The following is an 18,253-nucleotide window of genomic DNA, read 5'->3' on the forward strand; positions in this document are numbered from 1 at the left end:
GGCCCTGCGGCGCATAGCGGGTCGGGACCTGCGGGCGTCCCGGACCTGCGGGTAGCCCGGGACCCCGCGCCTGCGGGCGGTTGCGTGAAAGCCTGCGCCTGCGAGCCGCTGCCTGCGGGTGTCAGGGGCGGGAGGCCTCGTCCAGGAGCGCCAGCTCCTCGGTGCTCAGCGTCAGCGCCGCGGCCGTCATGAGCGGCTGGAGCTGCTCGACGTTTCGTGCACTGGCGATCGGCGCGGTGATCGTCGGCTGGGCTGCGACCCAGGCCAGCGCCACGGACGCCGGCGCGACCTCGAGCTCGTTCGCCACCTTGGCCAGCGCCTCCAGCGTCCTGCGCCCGTACTCGGTGTCCAGGTACTCGGCGGCCTTGCCCGCCCTGGGGCTGTCCACGGTCACGCCCGGGGCGTACTTGCCGGTCAGGAACCCGCGCGCGAGCCCGAAGTACGGCGTGCTGGACAGCCCCTCCGTGGCCACCACATCGCGCAGCGCACCCTCGTACCCGCGCTCGACCAGGTTGTACGGCTGCTGCAGCGCCACATACCTGACCAGCCCCTCGTCGTCGGAGACCTTGAGCGCCTCCGCCAGCCGTCCCGCGCCGTAGTTGGACGCCCCGACATGGCGGACCTTGCCCTCGCGCACCAGCGTGTCGAACGCCGCGAGCGACTCCACCAGCGGCGTGTCGTGATCGTCCACGTGCGCCCAGTAGAGGTCGATGTAGTCGGTACGGAGCCGCCGCAACGAGTCCTCGACCGCCGTGCGGATGGTCGCGGGCGACAGGCCCTGCAGCCCTTCCAGCATGCCGACCTTGGTCGCGAGCACCAGCGAGTCGCGGTTTTTGCGATCGGCCATCCACTCACCGATGATCGACTCCGACGTGGACTCACCGGTCGCCCAGTACGGGTACACGTCGGCCGTGTCGAGGAAGTTGCCGCCGCCCTCCACGTACGCGTCGAGGACCGCGAACGACGTCTCCTTGTCCGCCGTCCAGCCGAAGACGTTGGTGCCGAGCGATATCGGGAAAACGGTCAGAGCCGTGGTGCCTATTGATCTCATCCCGCTATTATCCGCGCATCCAACAAGGAGGCTCGATGCGCCCCCGATTACGTGGATGCCTGGTCGGTGCCGTCGTCGCCGGTGGCCTGTTCCTGCTCGTCCTGTCCATGCTGCTGGCCGGCAGGGACGAGCGGGCCGCGCCGGAACGCCGTACCACCGAGACCGCGACCCCGGCGGAGGTGGTCGAGGAGAACCGGCTCGACGAACGCCGGATGGAGCTGACGATCAGATCGCCCGCACTCGCCGCCACCACGAAGGTGCGCCTGCTGCTGCCGCGCGGCTGGGAGTCGCGTACGGACTGGCCCGTGCTGTGGCTGCTGCACGGCGGGCTGGACGACCAGACCTCGTGGACCGCCAAGACCGACGTCGACGCGCTCACCCGCGACACCGGCGTACTGGTCGTCATGCCGGACGGCGGCAAGTGCGGCAGCTACTCCGACTGGTGGAACGGCGGCGACGGCGGCCCACCGCGCTGGGAGACCTACCACCTCACGGAGCTGTTGCCGCTGCTGGAGGCCCGCTACCGCGCAGGCGGGGCGCGCGCCGTGGCCGGCTATTCGATGGGCGGTCAGGGCGCGATGCTGTACGCGGCCAAGGGCTACTTCAAGGCCGCCGCCTCGTTCAGCGGGGCGGTGCACATCCTCGGCCCCGGCGTTCCGCAGGCCGTGATGGCCGGCACCGCGATCGGCTGCTTCGGCACCGACTGGAAGCGCATCTGGGGCGACCCGGAGGCGCAGCGCACCGTCTGGCGAGCGCACAACCCCTATGACCAGGCGGACCGGCTCAAGGGCGTCGAGCTGTACGTGGCCGCGGGCGAGGGCGACCTGGTGGAGGACTTGGCGAACCGGGCGGCGCGATCGTTCACGGCCCGGCTGGACGAGCTGGACATCCCGGTACGCACCCACTTCTACCGCGGCGGCCACAACCACACGTACTGGCAGCGGGAGCTGCACCGCGCCTACCCGACGCTCATGAACGCCATCAACGCCCACTGACCCACCACCATCGCACCGCCTGCGCCATCACCGAGCCCCCGACACCGCCACCATCGCACCGCCTGCACCATCACCGAGCCCCCGACACCGCCACCATCGCACCGCCTGCACCATCACCGAGCCCCCCACACCCGCCACCGAGACCCCGCCACCGAGGCCGGGGCCCGACGTTTGCCTCACCACCACCGTCGAACCCCGACCACCACCGAAATCCACGACCCGAGGGGCCAACCGCCTCAATGCTCGGCCGTGGACAGGTCGAGGCCGCGTGGCATGAGCAGCCACACCGCCACCGTGCCGGCCAGCATCAGCAAAGCCCCCGCCCCGCTGGTCAGAATCAGCGAGTCGGTGAACGCCGTCCTGGCCTGCTCGATCACCTGCCCGCCCGCAGACCCCAGCTCCCTGGCCGCGTCCAGCGCGCCGCCCAGCGACTCGCGTACGACGCCGGCCTGCGGCCCCTCGTAGTCCAGCTGGTCACGGTAGACGGCGGCGGCGAGACTGCCCAGGACGGCCACGCCGAGCGCCCCGCCCACCTCGTAGCTGGTCTCCTCGATGGCCGCCGCGCTGCCCGCCTTCTCGGCCGGCGTACCCGACATGATCACTGCTGAGGCGATCGCCAAAGCGCCGTTCCCGATGCCGATGAGCGTCAGCGCACCCGCGACCGGCCAGTAACCCAGCGGGCTCGGCGCCAGGAAGAGCAGCAGGAACCCCAGCCCGGTCACCGCCAGCCCGCCCGCCAGCACCGTACGGGCGCCGATCTTCGCGGCGAGCGCGGGAGCCAGCGGCGAGGCGACGATCGCGGCCAGCGCGGCGGGCAGCAGCCGGATGCCGGTCTCCAGCGGCGAGTATCCCTGCACGAGCTGCATCCACTGCGCGAGCAGCAGCAACACCGCGGCCATCGCGATCGACGTGGTCAGCGCCGTCACCACCCCGGCGGAGAACGGCCCGTTGCGGAACAGCCCGATCTCCAGCAGCGGATCCGGCCTGCGCAGGCACCGCACCACGAACCAGCCCAGCGTCACCGCCGCGAGCACGGTCGCGATCAGGGCGGTGGGCGCCAGGCCGTACTTGCCGAACGTCTTCACTGCGAACACCAGCGCCACCATCCCCGTCATCGACAGCACGGTGGCCAGCGCGTCCCACCGGCCGGGCCGCGGGTTCCTGGACTCCGGCAGCAGGAACAGCCCGGCGGCGATCGCCACCACCATGACGGGCACGTTCACCAGGAACGCCGAATGCCAGCTGAAATGCTCCAGCAGGAGCCCGGCCAGGATCGGCCCCAGCGCCGCCCCGACCGCGGCCATGGCGGCCCAGACGCCCAGCGCCCGCGCGCGTTCGGCGGGGTCGGTGAACAGGTTCCTGATCATGGACAACGTCGACGGCATGATCATCGCACCGCCCACCCCGAGCAGCGCCCGTACGGCGATCACCTCGATCGCGCTGTCGGCCAGCAGCACCGCCATCGAGGCCAGCCCGAACACCGCGAACCCGGTCAGCAGCATCCGCTTGCGCCCCCACCGGTCGCCCAGCGCGCTCACCGTGACCAGCAGCCCGGACAGCACCAGCGCGTACGCGTCCACCATCCACAGCAGCTCGATCGAGCCCGGCCGCAGGTCCTCGGAGATGGCGGGCAGCGCGACGTTGAGCACGGTCATGTCCATGACCACGAGCAGCACGCTGGCCGACAGCACGGCCAGGCCCGCCCAGCGTCTCCTCGACGTGACCGGCGAAGTCGTGGTCATCATGCGTTCCCCCGAGATGCGGTGCCGTGCAGGAAGGTGCCGAGGAGCAGCCGGGGCACGTCCCGGCGGGCGACGTCCCCGCGCCGCAGGCTCTCTCGTACGGCCACGAGCAGGCCGTACACGGTGTTGCTCACCCAGCGCGCGGGCAGATCGCCGCGCAGCAGGCCCGCTCGCTGGGCGGCGGCATAGAACGCGATCTCGCTCTCCTCCAGCTCGTCGGAACGCCGGAGCAGCTCCGGATGGACGGCCATGGCGTAGTCGGTCAGCCCGAACCCGTATTCGTCGGCGACGTCGATGAGGCCGGTCAGTAAGGCGGTCATGGCCTTGTCGAGCACCTGCGGGTCCGCCGAGCCGGTCGCCTCGGCGATGCCGGCGGCCTCCTGGACCCGTTGCCACTGCTCAAGCGCCCGGAGCCCCAGGGCCAGCATCAGCTCCTCCCGGCTGCTGAACTGCCGGTGGAGCGTGGCCCTGCTGATCCCCACCGCTTCGGCGAGCTGAGCCATGGAGGCGATCGGATCCTTGTTGAGGTGCTGGATCGCCGCGGTCATGATCTGCTCCCGGCTCATCACCATTACACATCTCCGTGTCATATGAGACAAATATGTCTCATAAGCTACACCATTGCCTCACAGGCGAACCATTCGCCAGCCCTACCGGCCTCCAGAACGAACAGCGGAACGCTCGCGACCAGGCACCGAGCGCGCACGAAGCACCGCCGAGCACCCAGCACACCGCCTCCCCAAACGCCCACCCCCGAGCGCCCAACCCGAGCGCCCAACCCGGGTGCCCAACCCGGGTGCTCAACCCGGGTGGCCACCCGCGAACGCCCACCCCCGACGCTCGCGGAATGACGGCGGGCACGGGGGCACCGAACAGTCGGAACGACGGCGGCCACAGTGACGCCGGACAACAGGGACCGACGCCAGACGGGACAACAGGGACCGACGCCAGACGGGACAACAGGGACCGACGCCAAGCGCGACAACGGGGAGCGGCGGCCGGGCCGGACAGTGGGGAGCGGCGGCCAGGCGGAACAACAGGGGCCCGACGGCCAGGCGGGACAACAACACAGGGGTCTCGCTTTTGCGGCATGGTGGCGAAGTCGCAGGTGGCGCTATGGTGCGAGCGTGGTGATCGGTGACGCGCGCACGCGCATCCTGGATGCGGCCGAAGAACTCTTCGCGGGCGGCGGCTACGAAGCCACCCCGACCGCCGTCATCGCCAGGCTAGCGATGGTCCCCAAAGGGCTGATCTTCCACTATTTCCCGCGCAAGATCGACGTCCTGGTCGCCCTCGTCGACGAGCGCACGCTGGTCGAAGAGGGGCACGACGTCGAAGCGGTGCCCGGCGACCCGGCGGGCACGCTGTCCAAACTGGCACGCGGGCTGCCCCTGAGAGCCTCACCGGCGATGCGGCGCATCCTGTTCCGGGAGGCCGACACACACGGCTCGGTCAAGGAACGCCTCGGCCGACTGAACGGTGAGCTGATCAGGCGCTCCAGGTTCGCGCTGGAGCTGGCCCTGCCCGGCGCGCGCGGGGACGCCGCCAGGCTGGAAGTGGCGGCGGCCACGTTCGCCGCAGTCCTGCTCTACCAGGAGAACCTCTGCCAGCTAACCGGCCACCAGATCGACCCCGACGCCGTCGCGGAACTCATCGCCCACTCGCTCGTCTAGCAGCTCATCGAGCGCCGTACGCAGATGGGTGATCAACCTCCACACGTCGTCCACGCGTTCAGGACAGGCCACGATGCCGAAGTCGATCATGCCGTCGTAGGAGAAGCAGGTGATGTTCAGGCCGCCGCTCACGTCGGTCAGGACGGACAGCGGGTAGTACGACAGCACCCTCCCGCCGCACAGATACAGCGGGAACTGCGGACCGGGAACGTTGCTGATGATCAGATTGACCGGCGGGAACGCCAGCGCCGCCAGCCGGAAGATCGCCGGCGTGGCCAGGCTGGTGACGGGGGCGGGCAGCAACGAGCACAGCTCGTTCAGCCAGGTGGCCGGGGCGACCGCGAAACGCCGCTTGGCCTTGCCCATGGTCGCGCCGACGGCGGCCAGACGTTCCCTGGGGTCGGGAACGTTGGTGGGCATGGGCGCCACCATGGCGGAGATCTGGTTGCCGACCAGGTCCTTGGCGCCGGCCGTACGGACCGCCACGGGGACGGCGACGATCAGCGGCGTCTCCGGCAGCGCGTCCCGCTCCTGCAGCCACGAACGCAGGGCCGAGGTGCACAGGGCCATCACGACGTCGTTGACGCTGATGCCGTTGGCCTTGGCGACGCTCCTGACGTCCTTGAGCGAGAGCGAGCCGAACGAGAAGTGCCGGCGGCCACTGATGGGGCCGTTGAGCGGCGTACGCGGAACGCTCAGGCTGGGCAGCTCCGGACGTTGCTGCCGATCACCGCTCACCAGCCGCGCGGCCTTGGCGATCAGCTTCGCACCGGGCAGCCCCGCCGCCAGCGGGATGGCGTCCAGGTCACCGGCCGCCCTGACCACGGACTGAACGGCCCGCACGGGGTGAGTCGCCGTATGAACAGCCGCCCCGGCCAGCATCCCGATCAACCCAGGCGCACCCTCCTGCACCACTTCTCCCGCCCCACCACGCACAACCTCACCACGCCCAGCGTCCTCGCCCCCGCCGTCGCGACGCCCGGCGTCCTCGCGCACAACCTCACCGTGTCCGGCTTCCTCGGCCACGCCGTCGTGATGCCCGGTGTCGCCGCGCACAGCCTCACCGTGTCCGGCTTCCTCGGCCACGCCGTCGTTACGCCCGGTGCCCCCGCGCACTCGGCCACCACGCCCAGTGTCCTTGTGCACGCTGCCACCACGTCCGGCGTCCCCATGAAGGCCGCCGTTATGTCGCGTGGCCTCATGCACGCCCTCGCCAGCTTCGCCGTCCCTGCGCCCTCCGCCACCGCGTCCGGCGGCCTTGCGAACGCCGGCAGCAGGTCCGCTGGCCTCACGCACGCCCTCGCCAGGTTCGGTGTCGCCGCGCCCTCCGCCACCGCGTCCAGCGTCGCCACGCATGTCCTCGTCACGTCCTGCGCCCCTGCGCGCAACTCCGCCGAGCGAAGCTTCACCGCGCGCTGCCTCTAGGGGCCCATCCTCGTGCGTCACCGTCTTCGAGAGGCTGCTGTGCGCCGCGACTCTCGTACGATCGCCGCGCGCAGCCGACGTGACGCGCTCAACGTGCGTGGCGCCCTTCGTACTGCCGTTCTGCGTGTTGGTACGGCGACCGCCGTCCGGACTGAGATCAAGCAACGTGGCGAGGGTCTCGGCGCCCGAGACGCCGTCGATGGCCGCGTGGTGCACCTTCGTGTACACGGCCACCCTCCCGTCGGGCAACCCGTTGATGAGATGCATCTCCCACAGCGGATGCGACCGGTCGAGCCTGCGGGCGTGAATCTCGCCTACAGCCTCCGCCAATTGCCAATCGTTGCCCGGCTTGGGAAGCGCCATCTCGAACAGATGGTGGTCAATGTCGAAGTCGGGGTCGGCCGCCCAGTACGGGCGATCCAGCCCGAGCGGCACGTGGGCCAGCCGCAGGCTGAGCGCGGGGGAGAGGTGCAGCCGATCGAGCAGGAGCTCCGCCAGCGCATCCCTGGTGACCGAGCCGTCCGCCGAGTCGAGGATCGCCAGCCCGGCCACATGTGCAGCGGTCGTCGCCGTCTCGACATTGAGGAACTGGGCGTCGAGCGCGGTCAGCTGGCGCATCTGCTCTCCTTTTTCCCGTGATCTGGGCAGCATCACATGAAGGGATTTCTGGAAGGTTTCCGCGAGAGTCTTTCAGATGAATTCAGGTGCGCAGAACCTGCATTTAGTGATTGTCCAGCTCAGCCGGGATCGGTGACAATTACCTATCCGTTGACCACGTGAATGGGGTGTTGCACTACCCCGTCGAAGTGATAGCCGAAGGGGTGCCGCGGCGTGACGAGCGGCTGTGTGGCGCCGGTCTCGTCGGTCGCGCGCGCCATGAGCACGCCCGCTCCCGTACGCTGGGGAGCCCAGCCGATGTGCCAGGGGAGCCAGGCGCTGACCAGGTGTTGACCGTGGTGTTCTGCCTCGCGCCAGCTCATTCCGCCGTCGAAGCTGACCTCGACCCGGACGATCCTGCCCCGCCCGGACCATGACCGTCCGTGCAGGATGTGCGGTCTGGCGACGGGCAGGCGGGCATTCCAAGGGAGCTCGAAAGCGCTCTTCACCGGCTGCGTCGTGACGTTCGCGTAAAAGACCGTGTTCCAGGGTGTGGAGAGCTCTGTCGTTGAAACTTCTATGTCGCCAAGCCATTTGATCGAGGCGATTCCCACCCATCCCGGAACTACCAGCCGTACCGGAAATCCGTGATCGGGAGGGAGCGGTGTGCCGTTCATTTCATACGCGACGAGGACGTCGTCCATGGCCTTGTCGATCGGCATCGGCCGGCGTACGTGCCCGTAGTCCTCGAACGGCGCGTCGAGCCCGGTGGGCAGCACGTCCACGGCGCCCGGCAGCACGCCCGCCTGCTTCAGCAGGTATCTCAGCGGCACTCCCCGCCACCGCGCCACCCCGATGCCACCCAGCCCCCACTGCGTGCCGGGAGCACCGTCGTGCTGCTGTGTCCCGTAGAACCGCCGCCCGTTTCCGGCGCACTCGATCGCGACGTCGAACGTACGTGACGGCATGGCCCGCAGTTCCTCATAATCGAACGCGCGCGGACATCGAACACCAGCGCCGTGCACCCGCAGGCGCCACGTCGTAACGTCGATGAGCGGGGTGAACGTGTGATTGCGCACGAAGAACCGGTCGTTCGGGGTGTGATACCCCTGCCCCGACATGGTCTCCCAGCGCATCTCCGCGCTCGCGCCGTGCACCCTGAACAGGTGGTCGGGCAGCGGCTTCACGATCGTCGCCATGGCCTGCGTCATCGATGCCCTCCTCCGCAATCCTTATTTCCTACCAGGAAACCATTTAATCTCTTCAGGCTGCCTCCCCGCGTCCTTCATTGCCAAAGCGTGTCCGAACAGTTCAGGAACGTTCCATCCCATCGCCTTAGGCCTTACCCGGCTCCCCAGCGGGAGGAACTGCACGCGGAGCCACGTTCTGGTCGATCCCCGGTCGGCTACATGGGCTCGACCTGGGGTTATGTGATCGGCTGAGCTGATGGAGGGGTGTTGGGTGTCGGTTGTGAAGGGAGGGGTTGGCTGTGAGGGGTGTGCAGGGGGCCTCTGTGAAGGGTGTGGCAGGGGAGGTCGGCTTGGGCAGGCGTCAGGAAGGAGCGGGTAGCTCGCTGGGGGTTGCAGGCCGCGCCGCGCCGTGAAGGCCGCAACGGGCGGATTGTGAGTGGTCGTGAAGGGGTGTGGTAGGGGGAGCAGCGGAGGAGTGCGGCAGGGGAGCTGCGAAGGAATGTGGCAGGAGAGCTGCAATGGGTGGGGTGGGGGGAGCTGCGAAAGGGCGTGGCAGGGGAAGCCGTGAAGGTGCGTGGCAGGGGAGCTGCGAAGGGGTGGGGGTGGGGAAGCCACGAAGGAGTGTGGTGGGGAGAGCTGTGAAGGGTGGGGGAAGGGTATGGCTGGGTGGATGTCAGGAGGGAACTGGGTAGTTCGCCGGGAGCTTCACGATCGAGTCGAACTGTTCGCCGGCGTTGAGGCGCTCGATTAAGGACAGCAGTGCCGTACGGCCGCCGTTGGCGTGTAGCCAGCGGCTCACCTGGCAGGCGGACTTGGCGTAGGTGCTGGCGTCCTTGCTTGCGGCGCTCAACCACTCCTCCAGGGTGACCGGTAGCGGGCCCGTCGGGGCGATCAGGCAGCGGTCTGCTGCTGGTGCGGGTGCCAGGTAGCGGGTGTCGTCGGAGACCACCACGGCCAGGCCCTCGTCGAACCATTGGGGGACGGCTGCGCTGGAGGCCAGGCGGGCATGGAGCTCGACGTGGGACATCTCGTGGGAGGCGATCACAGCGTTGAGGCCTCGGGGTGACAACATCACCGCTCGGTTGAGAACCGCTATGCCGCGCTCCTTCTTGCCGCCGATGCGCTGGTAGCAGGCTTCGGTCAGGCAGATGAGGAGGCTTGGGGAGCTCGTCTGGGTGCCGTAGAAGCCGGTGATCAGCCGGCGTGCCTGGGCGACCAGTTGGTGGACCTGCGATCGCTGGGCGTCGGAGAGGTTGTCTTCCGCGTAGACGCCTTCTTCTGTCTCGGTCAGGCCGTAGCAGCCGGGGCAGGTGGTCGAGGCTACGGAGGGGTAGGCGAAGGCGGCTCCGGCGGTGGCGGCGATGAGGAGCACGACGAACGCCAGCAGGGCCGCGAGGATGCGCGCTCGCGGCGTGCGTGACTTCTTTCGGACGGAGTGCATGCCCGGGGTGCTCCTTGGGTGCGTGGTCGAGCTGGTGGGGACACTCTTTCGGATTGTTGGTGGCGGCACATCCACCCAGGGTTTGTCATCCTTGGGGTCGATGGTGGGGGCTGCCTCGCTGTGGTCTCCTGCTCCGGGCGCTCCAGGCGCTCCAGGCGCCCAGTGCTGCAGGGCTGCAGGGGTCCTCCAAGGTGCCAGTGCTGCAGGTGCTCAAGGTGCCCAGATGCCGAAGGTGTCCAGATGCTCAAGGTGCCCAGATGCTCAAGGTGCGTGGGTGCCTTGGGTGGCCCTTTGCCGCTTCGGAGCTCGCTCGGGTCCAATGAACTTGCCCAGGTGAATGAACTCGTTGGGGGTCAACGAAGGCATTCGGGTCGGGGAACGCGTCGCTATGTTGGCGCGGGCCAACGTTTGCGGGTGGTGTCGCGTTAAATTGTGGGCAAAATGTCCAGGTTTGTGGTGTTAAGTCCACGAGCACTGAGCAGGGACTGGCCGACGTACCTTTTCGTTGGAAGGGGGGCTGCTCATGGGGATCGCCGCCTGTTTCTGGTCCGGCGCCGTCGTTGCGCTCGCGTTCGGCGGCCTGGGTTTGACGAACGCTCACGCCGCCCAGCAGGCCGGCCCGCAGAGCGCTGCCCGTCCGACGCCTGCCCGCCCGAACGGAGCGCATCTGGCGCGAGCCCAGATGACCGGTGCCCATCGGATCAGCGCCCGATTGGCCAGCGTCCATCGACCTGGTGTCCATCGGGACGGCGCTCGTCCGCCCGGTGGCCATCGGGTTGGCGGCCGTCCGGCCAACGTTCATCTGGCCGGTGCTCGTTCGGTCAGCGCTCATCTGGCCGGCTCGCCAGGTGTCCGTCCGGTCAGCGCCTACCCGGCCGGCGCGAGGGCTGGGTCGGCTCGGCCGGTGGCCGTCGCGCCGTATGGGCTGCAGGCCGAGACCTGCCGCTACGTGGTGATCGCGGACGACCCGGCGCCGGTCAGGTCGGGTCCGGGCAAGAAGTATCGGGCGCGGGGCGAACTGCCGGCCTCCGACGACCCGGTCAAGGCGACCTGCGCCGCCCGAGGGCGCGGACCCGAGCATTGGGTACGGCTCAAGCAGGGCGACCACGAGGGCCTCTGGGTCTGGCGCGATCGGCTCCAGCCCTGGGGCGGGTGAAGCCGGTGAAAGGTCATGTGCCAGCCCGGAGAGGCCCCTTATTACCCGATCCCGAGGACGCAGCTCGTGGTGGTGGCCCTGGAGGGCACGCGGCCTGGAGCGGTGAGCCCGGAGGGGGCGGCCTGAAGTTGGTGAGCTCGGAAGTGGGGTCAGCGTCCGAGGAAGGACAGCAGCCGCTCCACCGGCCACGTGTTGATGACGTCCTCCGTCGTCAGCCACGCCCGCTGCGCGATCCCCACCCCGTACCGCTGGTGCGCCAGATGCGGGATCGCGTGCGAGTCGCTGTCGATCGAGAACTTCACCCCATGATGCTTGGCCAGCCGCACCAGATCCGACGGCAGGTCCGAGCGGTCAGGGTAGGAGTCGATCTCCATGGCCGTCCCTGTACGGGCGGCGGCCCGGAAGACGGCGTCCCAGTCGGCATCGACAGAAGGGCGCTTGCCGATCTTCCGGGTCGTCGGGTGCCCGATGATGTCGACGTAAGGGTTTTCGCACGCCGTGATGAACCGGCGCGTCATCTCGTCCCTGGACATCCCGAAATGGGAGTGCACGGACGCCACGCACACGTCGAACCCCCGCAGGACCTCCGCCGGCCAGTCCACGGAGCCGTCGGGGGCGATGTTGAGCTCGGTGCCGTGCAGGAGCCGCATGTCGGGATATTTCCCTTGTAGCTCGGCCACCTGCTCCCGCTGCTCCAGCGCCTTGTCCAGGGTCATCCGCTGCATCGTCAGGTCGGGCGCGTGGTCGGTGACCGCGTAGTAGGCGTAGCCCCGCGCGTGCCCGGCCGCCACCATGTCCTCCAGGGACGCGATCCCGTCCGTCAGGTCGGTGTGGGTGTGCAGGTCGCCCTTGAGGTCGGCCAGCTCCACCAGCTCCGGCAGCTCGCCCTTCAGCGCCGCCTTGACCTCCCCGCCGTCCTCCCGCATCGGCGGCGGCACGAACTGCATGCCGAGGGCGGCGTAGATGTCCTCCTCCGACTCGGCGGCGATCACCCGCTCGCCCTCGTACAGCCCGTATTCGGACAGCTTCCAGCCCCGCTTCACCGCCATCTCCCTGATGGTGACGTTGTGCTCCTTGGAGCCGGTGAAGTATTGCATCGCCGCGCCCCACGACTCGGCGGGCACCACGCGCAGGTCCACCTGGATGCCGGACGTGGTGCGGATCGAGGTCTTCTTGTCGCCGGCCGCGATGACCTCGGCGACGTAGGGCTGCGCGCGGAAGGCGGTCATGATGGACTCGGGCGCGACCGCGAGGACGTCGATGTCGCCGATCGTGTCCTTCATCCGCCGCAGCGACCCGGCATAGGCGATGCGCTCGGCCTCCAGCGACCCCATCACCTGCTCGGCCAGCGACATGGCCACGCCGATGTGCACCCGGCGGCCGGACTGCTCCAGCTGCTCGACGCCCTTGAGCAGGTTGGCCAGCGTCTTCGGGCCAAGGCCCTTGACGCCGTCGAGGCGGCCGGAGGTGATCGCCTCGCTCAGCGCCACGGGGGAGTCGATGCCGTAGTCCTCGAACAGCATGATCGCCGTCTTGGGCCCCAGCGTCGGCACTTTGGTCAGCTTGCGCACGCCCTCGGGCACCCGGCCGCGCAGGTCGTCGAGCTGCCGGAAGCTCCCGCGCTGCAGGAACTCTTCCATCTTCTTGGCGATCGCCTCGCCCACCCCTGGGACGGAGCGCACGTCGGCGACCGAGATGTCCTCGGGGAAGCCCGCGATCGCCTTGGCCGCCTTCTGATAGCTCCGCACCCGGAAGGCGTCGCCGCCGCAGAGCGCGAACAGCTCCGCGTATTCCTGCAGCGCCGCCGCCGCGTCCTCGTTTGCCCGCATGCCCTTACCTTAGGATCCCGGGCCGACAATTAAGAAAAGACGAGGCGGTCAGAAGCGCACCTCACGCGGCCGGTACAACTCCTGCAGGAAGGCCAGCTCCGACTCCGACAGCGTCACCGACACGGCGGCCACCGCGTCGTCCACGTGCCGGTTCTTCGTGGCCCCGACGATCGGCGCGGTGACGCCCGGCTGGTGCAGCAGCCACGCCAGGGCGACCTGCGCGGCGGGCAGTTCGCGATCCGCCGCCACCTTCGCCACCCGGTCGAGGATGAGCTTGTCGTTCTCCGGGTCGTACAGGGCGTCGATGCGCTCGTCCGACCCCGTCCTGGCGGTCGCCGTCGCCGCGCCCGCCCTGGCCAGCACGCCCCGGGCCAGCGGGCTCCACGGGATGACGCCCACGCCCTGGTCGGCGCAGAGCGGCAGCATCTCGCGCTCCTCCTCCCGGTAGAGGAGGTTGTAGTGGTTCTGCATCGAGACGAACTTCGTCCACCCGTTGGACTCCGCCGCGTGCTGCGCCTTGGCGAACTGCCAGGCCCACATGCTCGACGCGCCGATATAGCGGGCCTTGCCCGCCTTGACCACCTCGTGCAGCGCCTCCATGGTCTCCTCGATGGGCGTCTCGTCGTCCCAGCGATGGGTCTGGTAGAGGTCGACGTGGTCGGTCCCGAGCCGGCGGAGCGAGTCGTCGATGGCGGCGTGGATGTGCTTGCGCGACAGGCCACGGTCGTTCACCCGCTTGCTCATGGGGAAGTACACCTTGGTGGCCAGCACGTAGTCCTCGCGCCTGGGGAAGATCCCGCGCAGCACGTTGCCCGTCACGACTTCGCTCTCGCCCTCGCTGTAGACGTCGGCGGTGTCGAAGAACGTCACGCCCGCGTCGGCGGCCCTGCGGATGATGGGCTCGGCCTGATCCTGCGGCAGCGCCCACTCCTGCCGCGCCGGATCGCCGTAGCTCATCATGCCGAGGCAGACGCGTGAAACTTGCAAGCCCGTGGTGCCAAGTCGTGTGTAGTCCATAACGTCCACGATAGAGGCGTATGTACTGGTTAACTGCCTTTCCAACGGGAAGTCAGGCTTGTCCGAAAGCGGAAACGACCTTTACAGGGGAGAGCCTGATCGGGTCGATTAGAGGCACGAGAGCGCGGGGCAACGCCGGGGAGAGGCGGGCACCTCGCGGAGCCGACCGCACAGCACGGGGGTGAGGTGGAGCAAACGCATCGGGGATCCGTTCGTTGGGCACGTTCCAAACTGGAGCTCTTGTCCACTTCCAGCTGGGTCGGCGGGCTGGGGCTGGTGGCGGGGGTCATCGGTCTGACGGTGCCGGTGCAGGTCGGGCTCGCCGGGTCGGGGATGGCGCTCGAGGGCGCGGCGACGCTGCTCGTGCTGATCGGGCTGCACGTCAGGTTCGTGCTGGAGACTCCGGTACGCCGGGCCGGTTCGTGGTGGATCGTGGCCGTGCAGGCGTGGCTGACGTACGTGCCGCTGACGGTGTTCGGGGCGGCGTGGACGCCGGTGTGCGGGCTGCTCGCGGGCGCGCTGCTGGTGATGGCCGGCCGGCTCCGGTCGATCGTGCTGGCGGTCCTGGCGCTGGCCTGCGGCCTGGTGGTGCTGGCCGCCCCCGCGCCGTCGCTGGTCCACCACGGCTGGGCGCTGGTGAGCCCGCTGGTGGGCCTGGTCGAGTACGCGCTGGTGACGCTGGCGGCGCGGGCCAGGGAGCTGGGCAAGGAGCGTACGGAGGTGATGCGCAAGGCGGTCGAGCTGGAGCGCCGCCGCTTCACCCGCGATCTGCACGACCTCGTCGGCCACCGGCTCACGGTGCTGGTGCTGAAGGCGCAGCTCGTGCAGCGGCTGGTGGCGGAGGAGGACAAGCGGGCGGGCGACGAGGTGAGCCAGACGCTGGAGCTGCTGCGCAGCCTGTCGGCGGACGTCAGGGCCGTCGCCCACGGCCTGCGCAGCTCCTCGCTCGCGGCCGAGCTGGGCTCGGCGCGGACACTGCTGGAGTCGGCACGGGTCCGCTGCCAGATCAAGGTGTCCTGCCGCGACCTGCCGGAGGACGTCGAGGAGGCGCTCACGCACGCCCTGCGCGAAGGCGTCACGAACGTGCTCAGGCACGCCGAGGCCCGCCAATGCTCCATCCATCTCCTCGAACGCGACCAGATGGTCCGCCTGACGATCAGGAACGACGGCGTGCGCCCGCCGCGCCGCCCGGGCGACGCGGGACAGGGCCTGCTGAACCTGGCCGAGCGCGTCTCCAGCCTCGGCGGCTGGCTGGAGGCGACGTCCTCGCGGACCGGCCAGTTCACCTTCAGCGTGTACGCCCCACGAAAGAAATAATCGTCACCTGGTTTATTGTGAGGAACGCACAAATGCACATTATATAGGCACGGTGCGGTAATGCCGCATGTAACTAGCCTGCCGCCGCCAATGGCGTCAGTCTCTAAGGACATCGCCTTGGAGGCCCGCCAGATGGACAAGTACGAGCTTTATTGCCTAACGGATCCGTGCTTCTACGACTCTCTGGAGCACAGCACGGCCGAGGACGCCGACTTCTCCATCTTGCGCAGGCCGACGCCCCCCGGCTGGTCGAACGCGGTGACCGACACCTGGTGCTATTACGTCCCCGACAACGAGCCGCCGTTGCCGGCCCAGGGCTGGAAGATTCACGTGTCGGCCCGGGTGGAGGACGCGGACCAGGCCATCGCCGCCGTCTGGGATTACTGTGTGCCGAAGGGAATCGCGTTCAAATTCCTGCGCGGGCTCCCGGTGCTCGTCATGGTGAACTCCAAGGCCGCCTCCAGGGCGTCCAGCGGAAAACTCATCACCGTTTATCCCAGAGACGAAGGCCAGCTCGAACTCGTGCTCAAAGAGCTCGGCGAGCTCCTGGGCGGCGTGCGGGGCCCGTACATCCTCAGCGACCTGCGCTACGGCGCCGGCCCCCTGTTCGTCAGGTACGGCGGCTTCGCCGAGCGGCACTGCCTGTCCGCCGCCGGCGAGCGGGTGCTGGCCCTGGAGGACGGCGACGGGCGGCTCGTGCCCGACGTGCGCGGCGCCACGTTCTCGGTGCCGCCGTGGACGACGCTGCCCGCGTTCCTGGAGCCCCATCTGGCCGCGCGCAACGCCGTGACGCTGGGCGGGGTGCCGTACGAGATCGAGAGCGTCCTGCACTTCTCCAACGGCGGCGGCGTCTACCTGGGACGGGACACGCGTACGGGGGAGCAGGTGGTGCTCAAGGAGGCCAGGCCGCACGCCGGGCTCGACGCGGCGGGACGGGACGCGGTCGCCAGGATCGAGCACGAGCGCGACATCCTGGAGCGCCTGGCGGGGCTGCCCGCCTCACCCGAGCCGCGCGGCTTCTTCACGCTGGGCGAGCACCGTTTCCTCGTACAGGAGTTCGTGGACGGCACGCCGCTCCAGCGGCGGCTGGTGCACCGCTACCCGCTGACCCGCGCCACCTGCACCGACCAGGACCTCGCCGAGTACACGGCGTGGGCGGCCGAGACGCTGCGGGCCGTCGAGGAGGCCGTCGAGTCGCTGCACGAGCGCGGGGTCGTCTTCGGCGACCTGCACCCGGACAACATCCTGCTGACCGACGACGGCCGGGTGGCGCTGATCGACTACGAGGTCGCCACGCTCGCCGGAGACCGGGCCCGCGCCGCGCTCGCGCACCCCGCGTTCGCCGCGCCCGCCGACCGGCAGGGCGTGGACGTGGACAGGTACGCGCTGGCCTGCCTGCGCCTCGGCCTGTTCGCGCCGCAGTGCACGATCATGCTGCCGCTGCACCGGACGAAGGTGGCGCACCTGGGGGAGATCGTCAAGGAGACGTTCCCCGTGCCGGCGCCCATGGTGGACGAAGCCGTCCGGACCATCTCGGAGCAGGCGTGGGAGCGCGCCGTGCCCATGCCGGGCACCGCGACCTGGCCCGAGCTCCGCGACGCGATGTGCCGGGCCATCGTGGCGAGCGCGACCCCCGAGCGGGACGACCGGCTGTTCCCGGGGGACGTGGCCCAGTTCCGGCCGGGCGGCGGGCTCAACCTGGCCCACGGCGCGGCCGGCGTGCTGTTCGCACTCTCCCGCGCGGGCCTGGGGCCCTTCCCCGAGTACGAGAGCTGGTTACGCGAACGCGCGCTCCGCCCGGCCCAGGGCTCGGGCCTCGGACTCTACGACGGGCTGCACGGCATCGCGTACGTGCTCCGCCTGCTCGGGCACCGCCAGGACGCCGACGACCTGATCGACGTCTGCCTGCGCGAGAAATGGGACCTCCTGGAGTCGGCGCTGTTCTCCGGCCTGTCCGGAATCGGGCTGAACCTCCTCGACGCCGGCCGCACCGGCCCGGCCCTGCGCGCCGTGGACATCTGCGCGGAGCGGCTCGGCGGGCCCGTGTCCGAGATCAGCGGCGGCGCCAACCCGCGGGCCGGGCTGCTGCACGGCTCGTCGGGACCCGCGCTGCTGTTCCTGCGCGCGTACGAGCACACCGGCGACCGCGCCCTGCTCGACCTGGCGCACACCGCGCTCCAACAGGACCTGCGGCGCTGCCGGCACTCCGAGGACGGCTCGCTCCAGGTGAACCAGGGCTGGCGGCTGCTGCCGTACCTGGACGAGGGCTCGGCCGGCATCGCCCTGGTGCTGGAGCGCTATCTGGCGCACCGGCCCGACGAGGAGCTCGCGACGGCGCTGGCGGAGCTGCGGCTGGTCGCGCGGGCCGGGTTCTTCGTGCAGCCGGGGCTGTTCACCGGGCGCGCGGGCATCATCGCCGCCTTCCCCGCAGGGGCGGACAGCCAGGTGAAGGGACTGAGGTGGCACGCGCTGCCGTACGGCGGGGGACTGGCGTTCCCCGGCGACCAGCTGCTGCGCCTCTCCATGGATTTCGCGACCGGAACGGCGGGCGTGCTCTTCGCCCTCGGCGCGGCGCTGGGAGACCAGCCATGCCGCCTGCCGTTCCTGGAGGCCGCACCCGAGCGGCCTACCTCTGATGAGACCTGGAAGGAGGTGTAACACATGGTACTTCTCGACCTGCAGGGTCTTGAGGCTCCCGCGGCCAGCGACGTGGCCAGCGGCGGCAGCACGCTCACCGTTCTCTCATGCCACTCCGGGCATCCCAGCAACCTCAGTGTCGCACTCTGCCACTGATCGCGTGATCTCGGTCCCCGTGCCGTA

15 protein-coding genes and 1 pseudogene are annotated in these 18,253 nt (G+C 69.6%); 7 read left to right on the forward strand and 9 right to left on the reverse strand.

Features of this window, described 5'->3' with window-relative positions:
* Window positions 1-121: 121 nt before the first annotated feature.
* Window positions 122-1,051: an aldo/keto reductase gene (locus ABEA43_RS10720; protein ID WP_345560719.1), complete on the reverse strand. Its 930-nt coding sequence runs from the start codon at window positions 1,049-1,051 to the stop codon at window positions 122-124.
* Between the two features lie 35 nt (window positions 1,052-1,086).
* Here ABEA43_RS10720 and ABEA43_RS10725 point away from each other — a divergent pair, with 35 nt between their 5' ends.
* On the forward strand, window positions 1,087-2,046 hold the full coding sequence (locus tag ABEA43_RS10725) for an alpha/beta hydrolase (RefSeq protein ID WP_345560721.1): 960 nt from the start codon (window positions 1,087-1,089) through the stop codon (window positions 2,044-2,046).
* 236 nt (window positions 2,047-2,282) lie between these two features.
* On the opposite strand, the gene ABEA43_RS10730 is transcribed toward ABEA43_RS10725, so the two are convergent.
* The gene (locus ABEA43_RS10730; protein WP_345560723.1) at window positions 2,283-3,791 is read right to left on the reverse strand and encodes an MFS transporter; all 1,509 of its coding nucleotides are present in this window, start codon (window positions 3,789-3,791) and stop codon (window positions 2,283-2,285) included.
* On the reverse strand, window positions 3,788-4,336 hold the full coding sequence (locus ABEA43_RS10735; RefSeq protein WP_345560725.1) for a TetR/AcrR family transcriptional regulator: 549 nt from the start codon (window positions 4,334-4,336) through the stop codon (window positions 3,788-3,790). Before ABEA43_RS10735 ends, ABEA43_RS10730 begins: the two co-directional genes overlap by 4 nt.
* A gap of 579 nt (window positions 4,337-4,915) precedes the next feature.
* Here ABEA43_RS10735 and ABEA43_RS10740 point away from each other — a divergent pair.
* Entirely contained in the window at window positions 4,916-5,461 is a 546-nt protein-coding gene (locus tag ABEA43_RS10740) for a TetR/AcrR family transcriptional regulator (RefSeq protein ID WP_345560727.1), read from the forward strand.
* Here the strand turns inward: ABEA43_RS10740 and ABEA43_RS10745 are convergent.
* On the reverse strand, window positions 5,399-6,304 hold the full coding sequence (locus tag ABEA43_RS10745) for a WS/DGAT domain-containing protein (protein ID WP_345560812.1): 906 nt from the start codon (window positions 6,302-6,304) through the stop codon (window positions 5,399-5,401). The two genes, ABEA43_RS10740 and ABEA43_RS10745, sit on opposite strands and share 63 nt — an antisense overlap.
* Window positions 6,305-6,319: 15 nt before the next feature.
* On the opposite strand from ABEA43_RS10745, the gene ABEA43_RS10750 reads away from it, so the two are divergent.
* Window positions 6,320-6,886 carry a hypothetical protein gene (locus tag ABEA43_RS10750; RefSeq protein WP_345560814.1) on the forward strand — a complete coding sequence of 189 codons (567 nt, stop codon included), beginning with the start codon at window positions 6,320-6,322 and terminating at the stop codon, window positions 6,884-6,886.
* A 138-nt stretch (window positions 6,887-7,024) separates the two neighbouring features.
* Here the strand turns inward: ABEA43_RS10750 and ABEA43_RS10755 are convergent.
* From ABEA43_RS10755 to ABEA43_RS10765, 3 genes and pseudogenes are all read right to left on the reverse strand, one after another.
* Window positions 7,025-7,537, reverse strand: a pseudogene (locus ABEA43_RS10755) (wax ester/triacylglycerol synthase domain-containing protein); the annotation flags it as partial.
* A 110-nt stretch (window positions 7,538-7,647) separates the two neighbouring features.
* Complete coding sequence (locus tag ABEA43_RS10760) at window positions 7,648-8,694, reverse strand: sulfite oxidase (protein ID WP_345560729.1); 1,047 nt, start codon at window positions 8,692-8,694, stop codon at window positions 7,648-7,650.
* A 652-nt stretch (window positions 8,695-9,346) separates the two neighbouring features.
* Window positions 9,347-10,114: a hypothetical protein gene (locus ABEA43_RS10765; protein WP_345560731.1), complete on the reverse strand. Its 768-nt coding sequence runs from the start codon at window positions 10,112-10,114 to the stop codon at window positions 9,347-9,349.
* Window positions 10,115-11,018: 904 nt separating this feature from the next.
* Here ABEA43_RS10765 and ABEA43_RS10770 point away from each other — a divergent pair.
* Window positions 11,019-11,270, forward strand: a complete 252-nt coding sequence (locus ABEA43_RS10770; protein ID WP_345560733.1) for a hypothetical protein — start codon at window positions 11,019-11,021, stop codon at window positions 11,268-11,270.
* Between the two features lie 149 nt (window positions 11,271-11,419).
* Here ABEA43_RS10770 and polX read toward each other — a convergent pair whose 3' ends face one another.
* Both polX and ABEA43_RS10780 read right to left on the reverse strand, forming a co-directional pair.
* The gene (polX, locus tag ABEA43_RS10775) at window positions 11,420-13,099 is read right to left on the reverse strand and encodes a DNA polymerase/3'-5' exonuclease PolX (protein ID WP_345560734.1); all 1,680 of its coding nucleotides are present in this window, start codon (window positions 13,097-13,099) and stop codon (window positions 11,420-11,422) included.
* Between the two features lie 48 nt (window positions 13,100-13,147).
* Entirely contained in the window at window positions 13,148-14,116 is a 969-nt protein-coding gene (locus ABEA43_RS10780) for an aldo/keto reductase (RefSeq protein WP_345560735.1), read from the reverse strand.
* Between the two features lie 240 nt (window positions 14,117-14,356).
* Here ABEA43_RS10780 and ABEA43_RS10785 point away from each other — a divergent pair, with 240 nt between their 5' ends.
* The 3 genes from ABEA43_RS10785 to ABEA43_RS10795 all read left to right on the forward strand — a co-directional run bounded on the left by ABEA43_RS10785 (window position 14,357) and on the right by ABEA43_RS10795 (window position 18,226).
* Complete coding sequence (locus ABEA43_RS10785; protein ID WP_345560736.1) at window positions 14,357-15,433, forward strand: sensor histidine kinase; 1,077 nt, start codon at window positions 14,357-14,359, stop codon at window positions 15,431-15,433.
* Window positions 15,434-15,523: 90 nt separating this feature from the next.
* Window positions 15,524-18,091 (forward strand): class III lanthionine synthetase LanKC, encoded by a 2,568-nt coding sequence (lanKC, locus tag ABEA43_RS10790; protein ID WP_345560737.1) that lies wholly within the window; start codon window positions 15,524-15,526, stop codon window positions 18,089-18,091.
* Window positions 18,092-18,094: 3 nt separating this feature from the next.
* A complete protein-coding gene (locus ABEA43_RS10795; protein WP_345560739.1) occupies window positions 18,095-18,226 on the forward strand; it encodes a SapB/AmfS family lanthipeptide in 132 nt (43 codons plus the stop codon).
* Window positions 18,227-18,253 lie beyond the last annotated feature (27 nt).

Origin of the sequence: Nonomuraea rosea (assembly GCF_039539705.1) — a bacterium.
Classification (GTDB): Bacteria; Actinomycetota; Actinomycetes; order Streptosporangiales; family Streptosporangiaceae; genus Nonomuraea; species Nonomuraea rosea.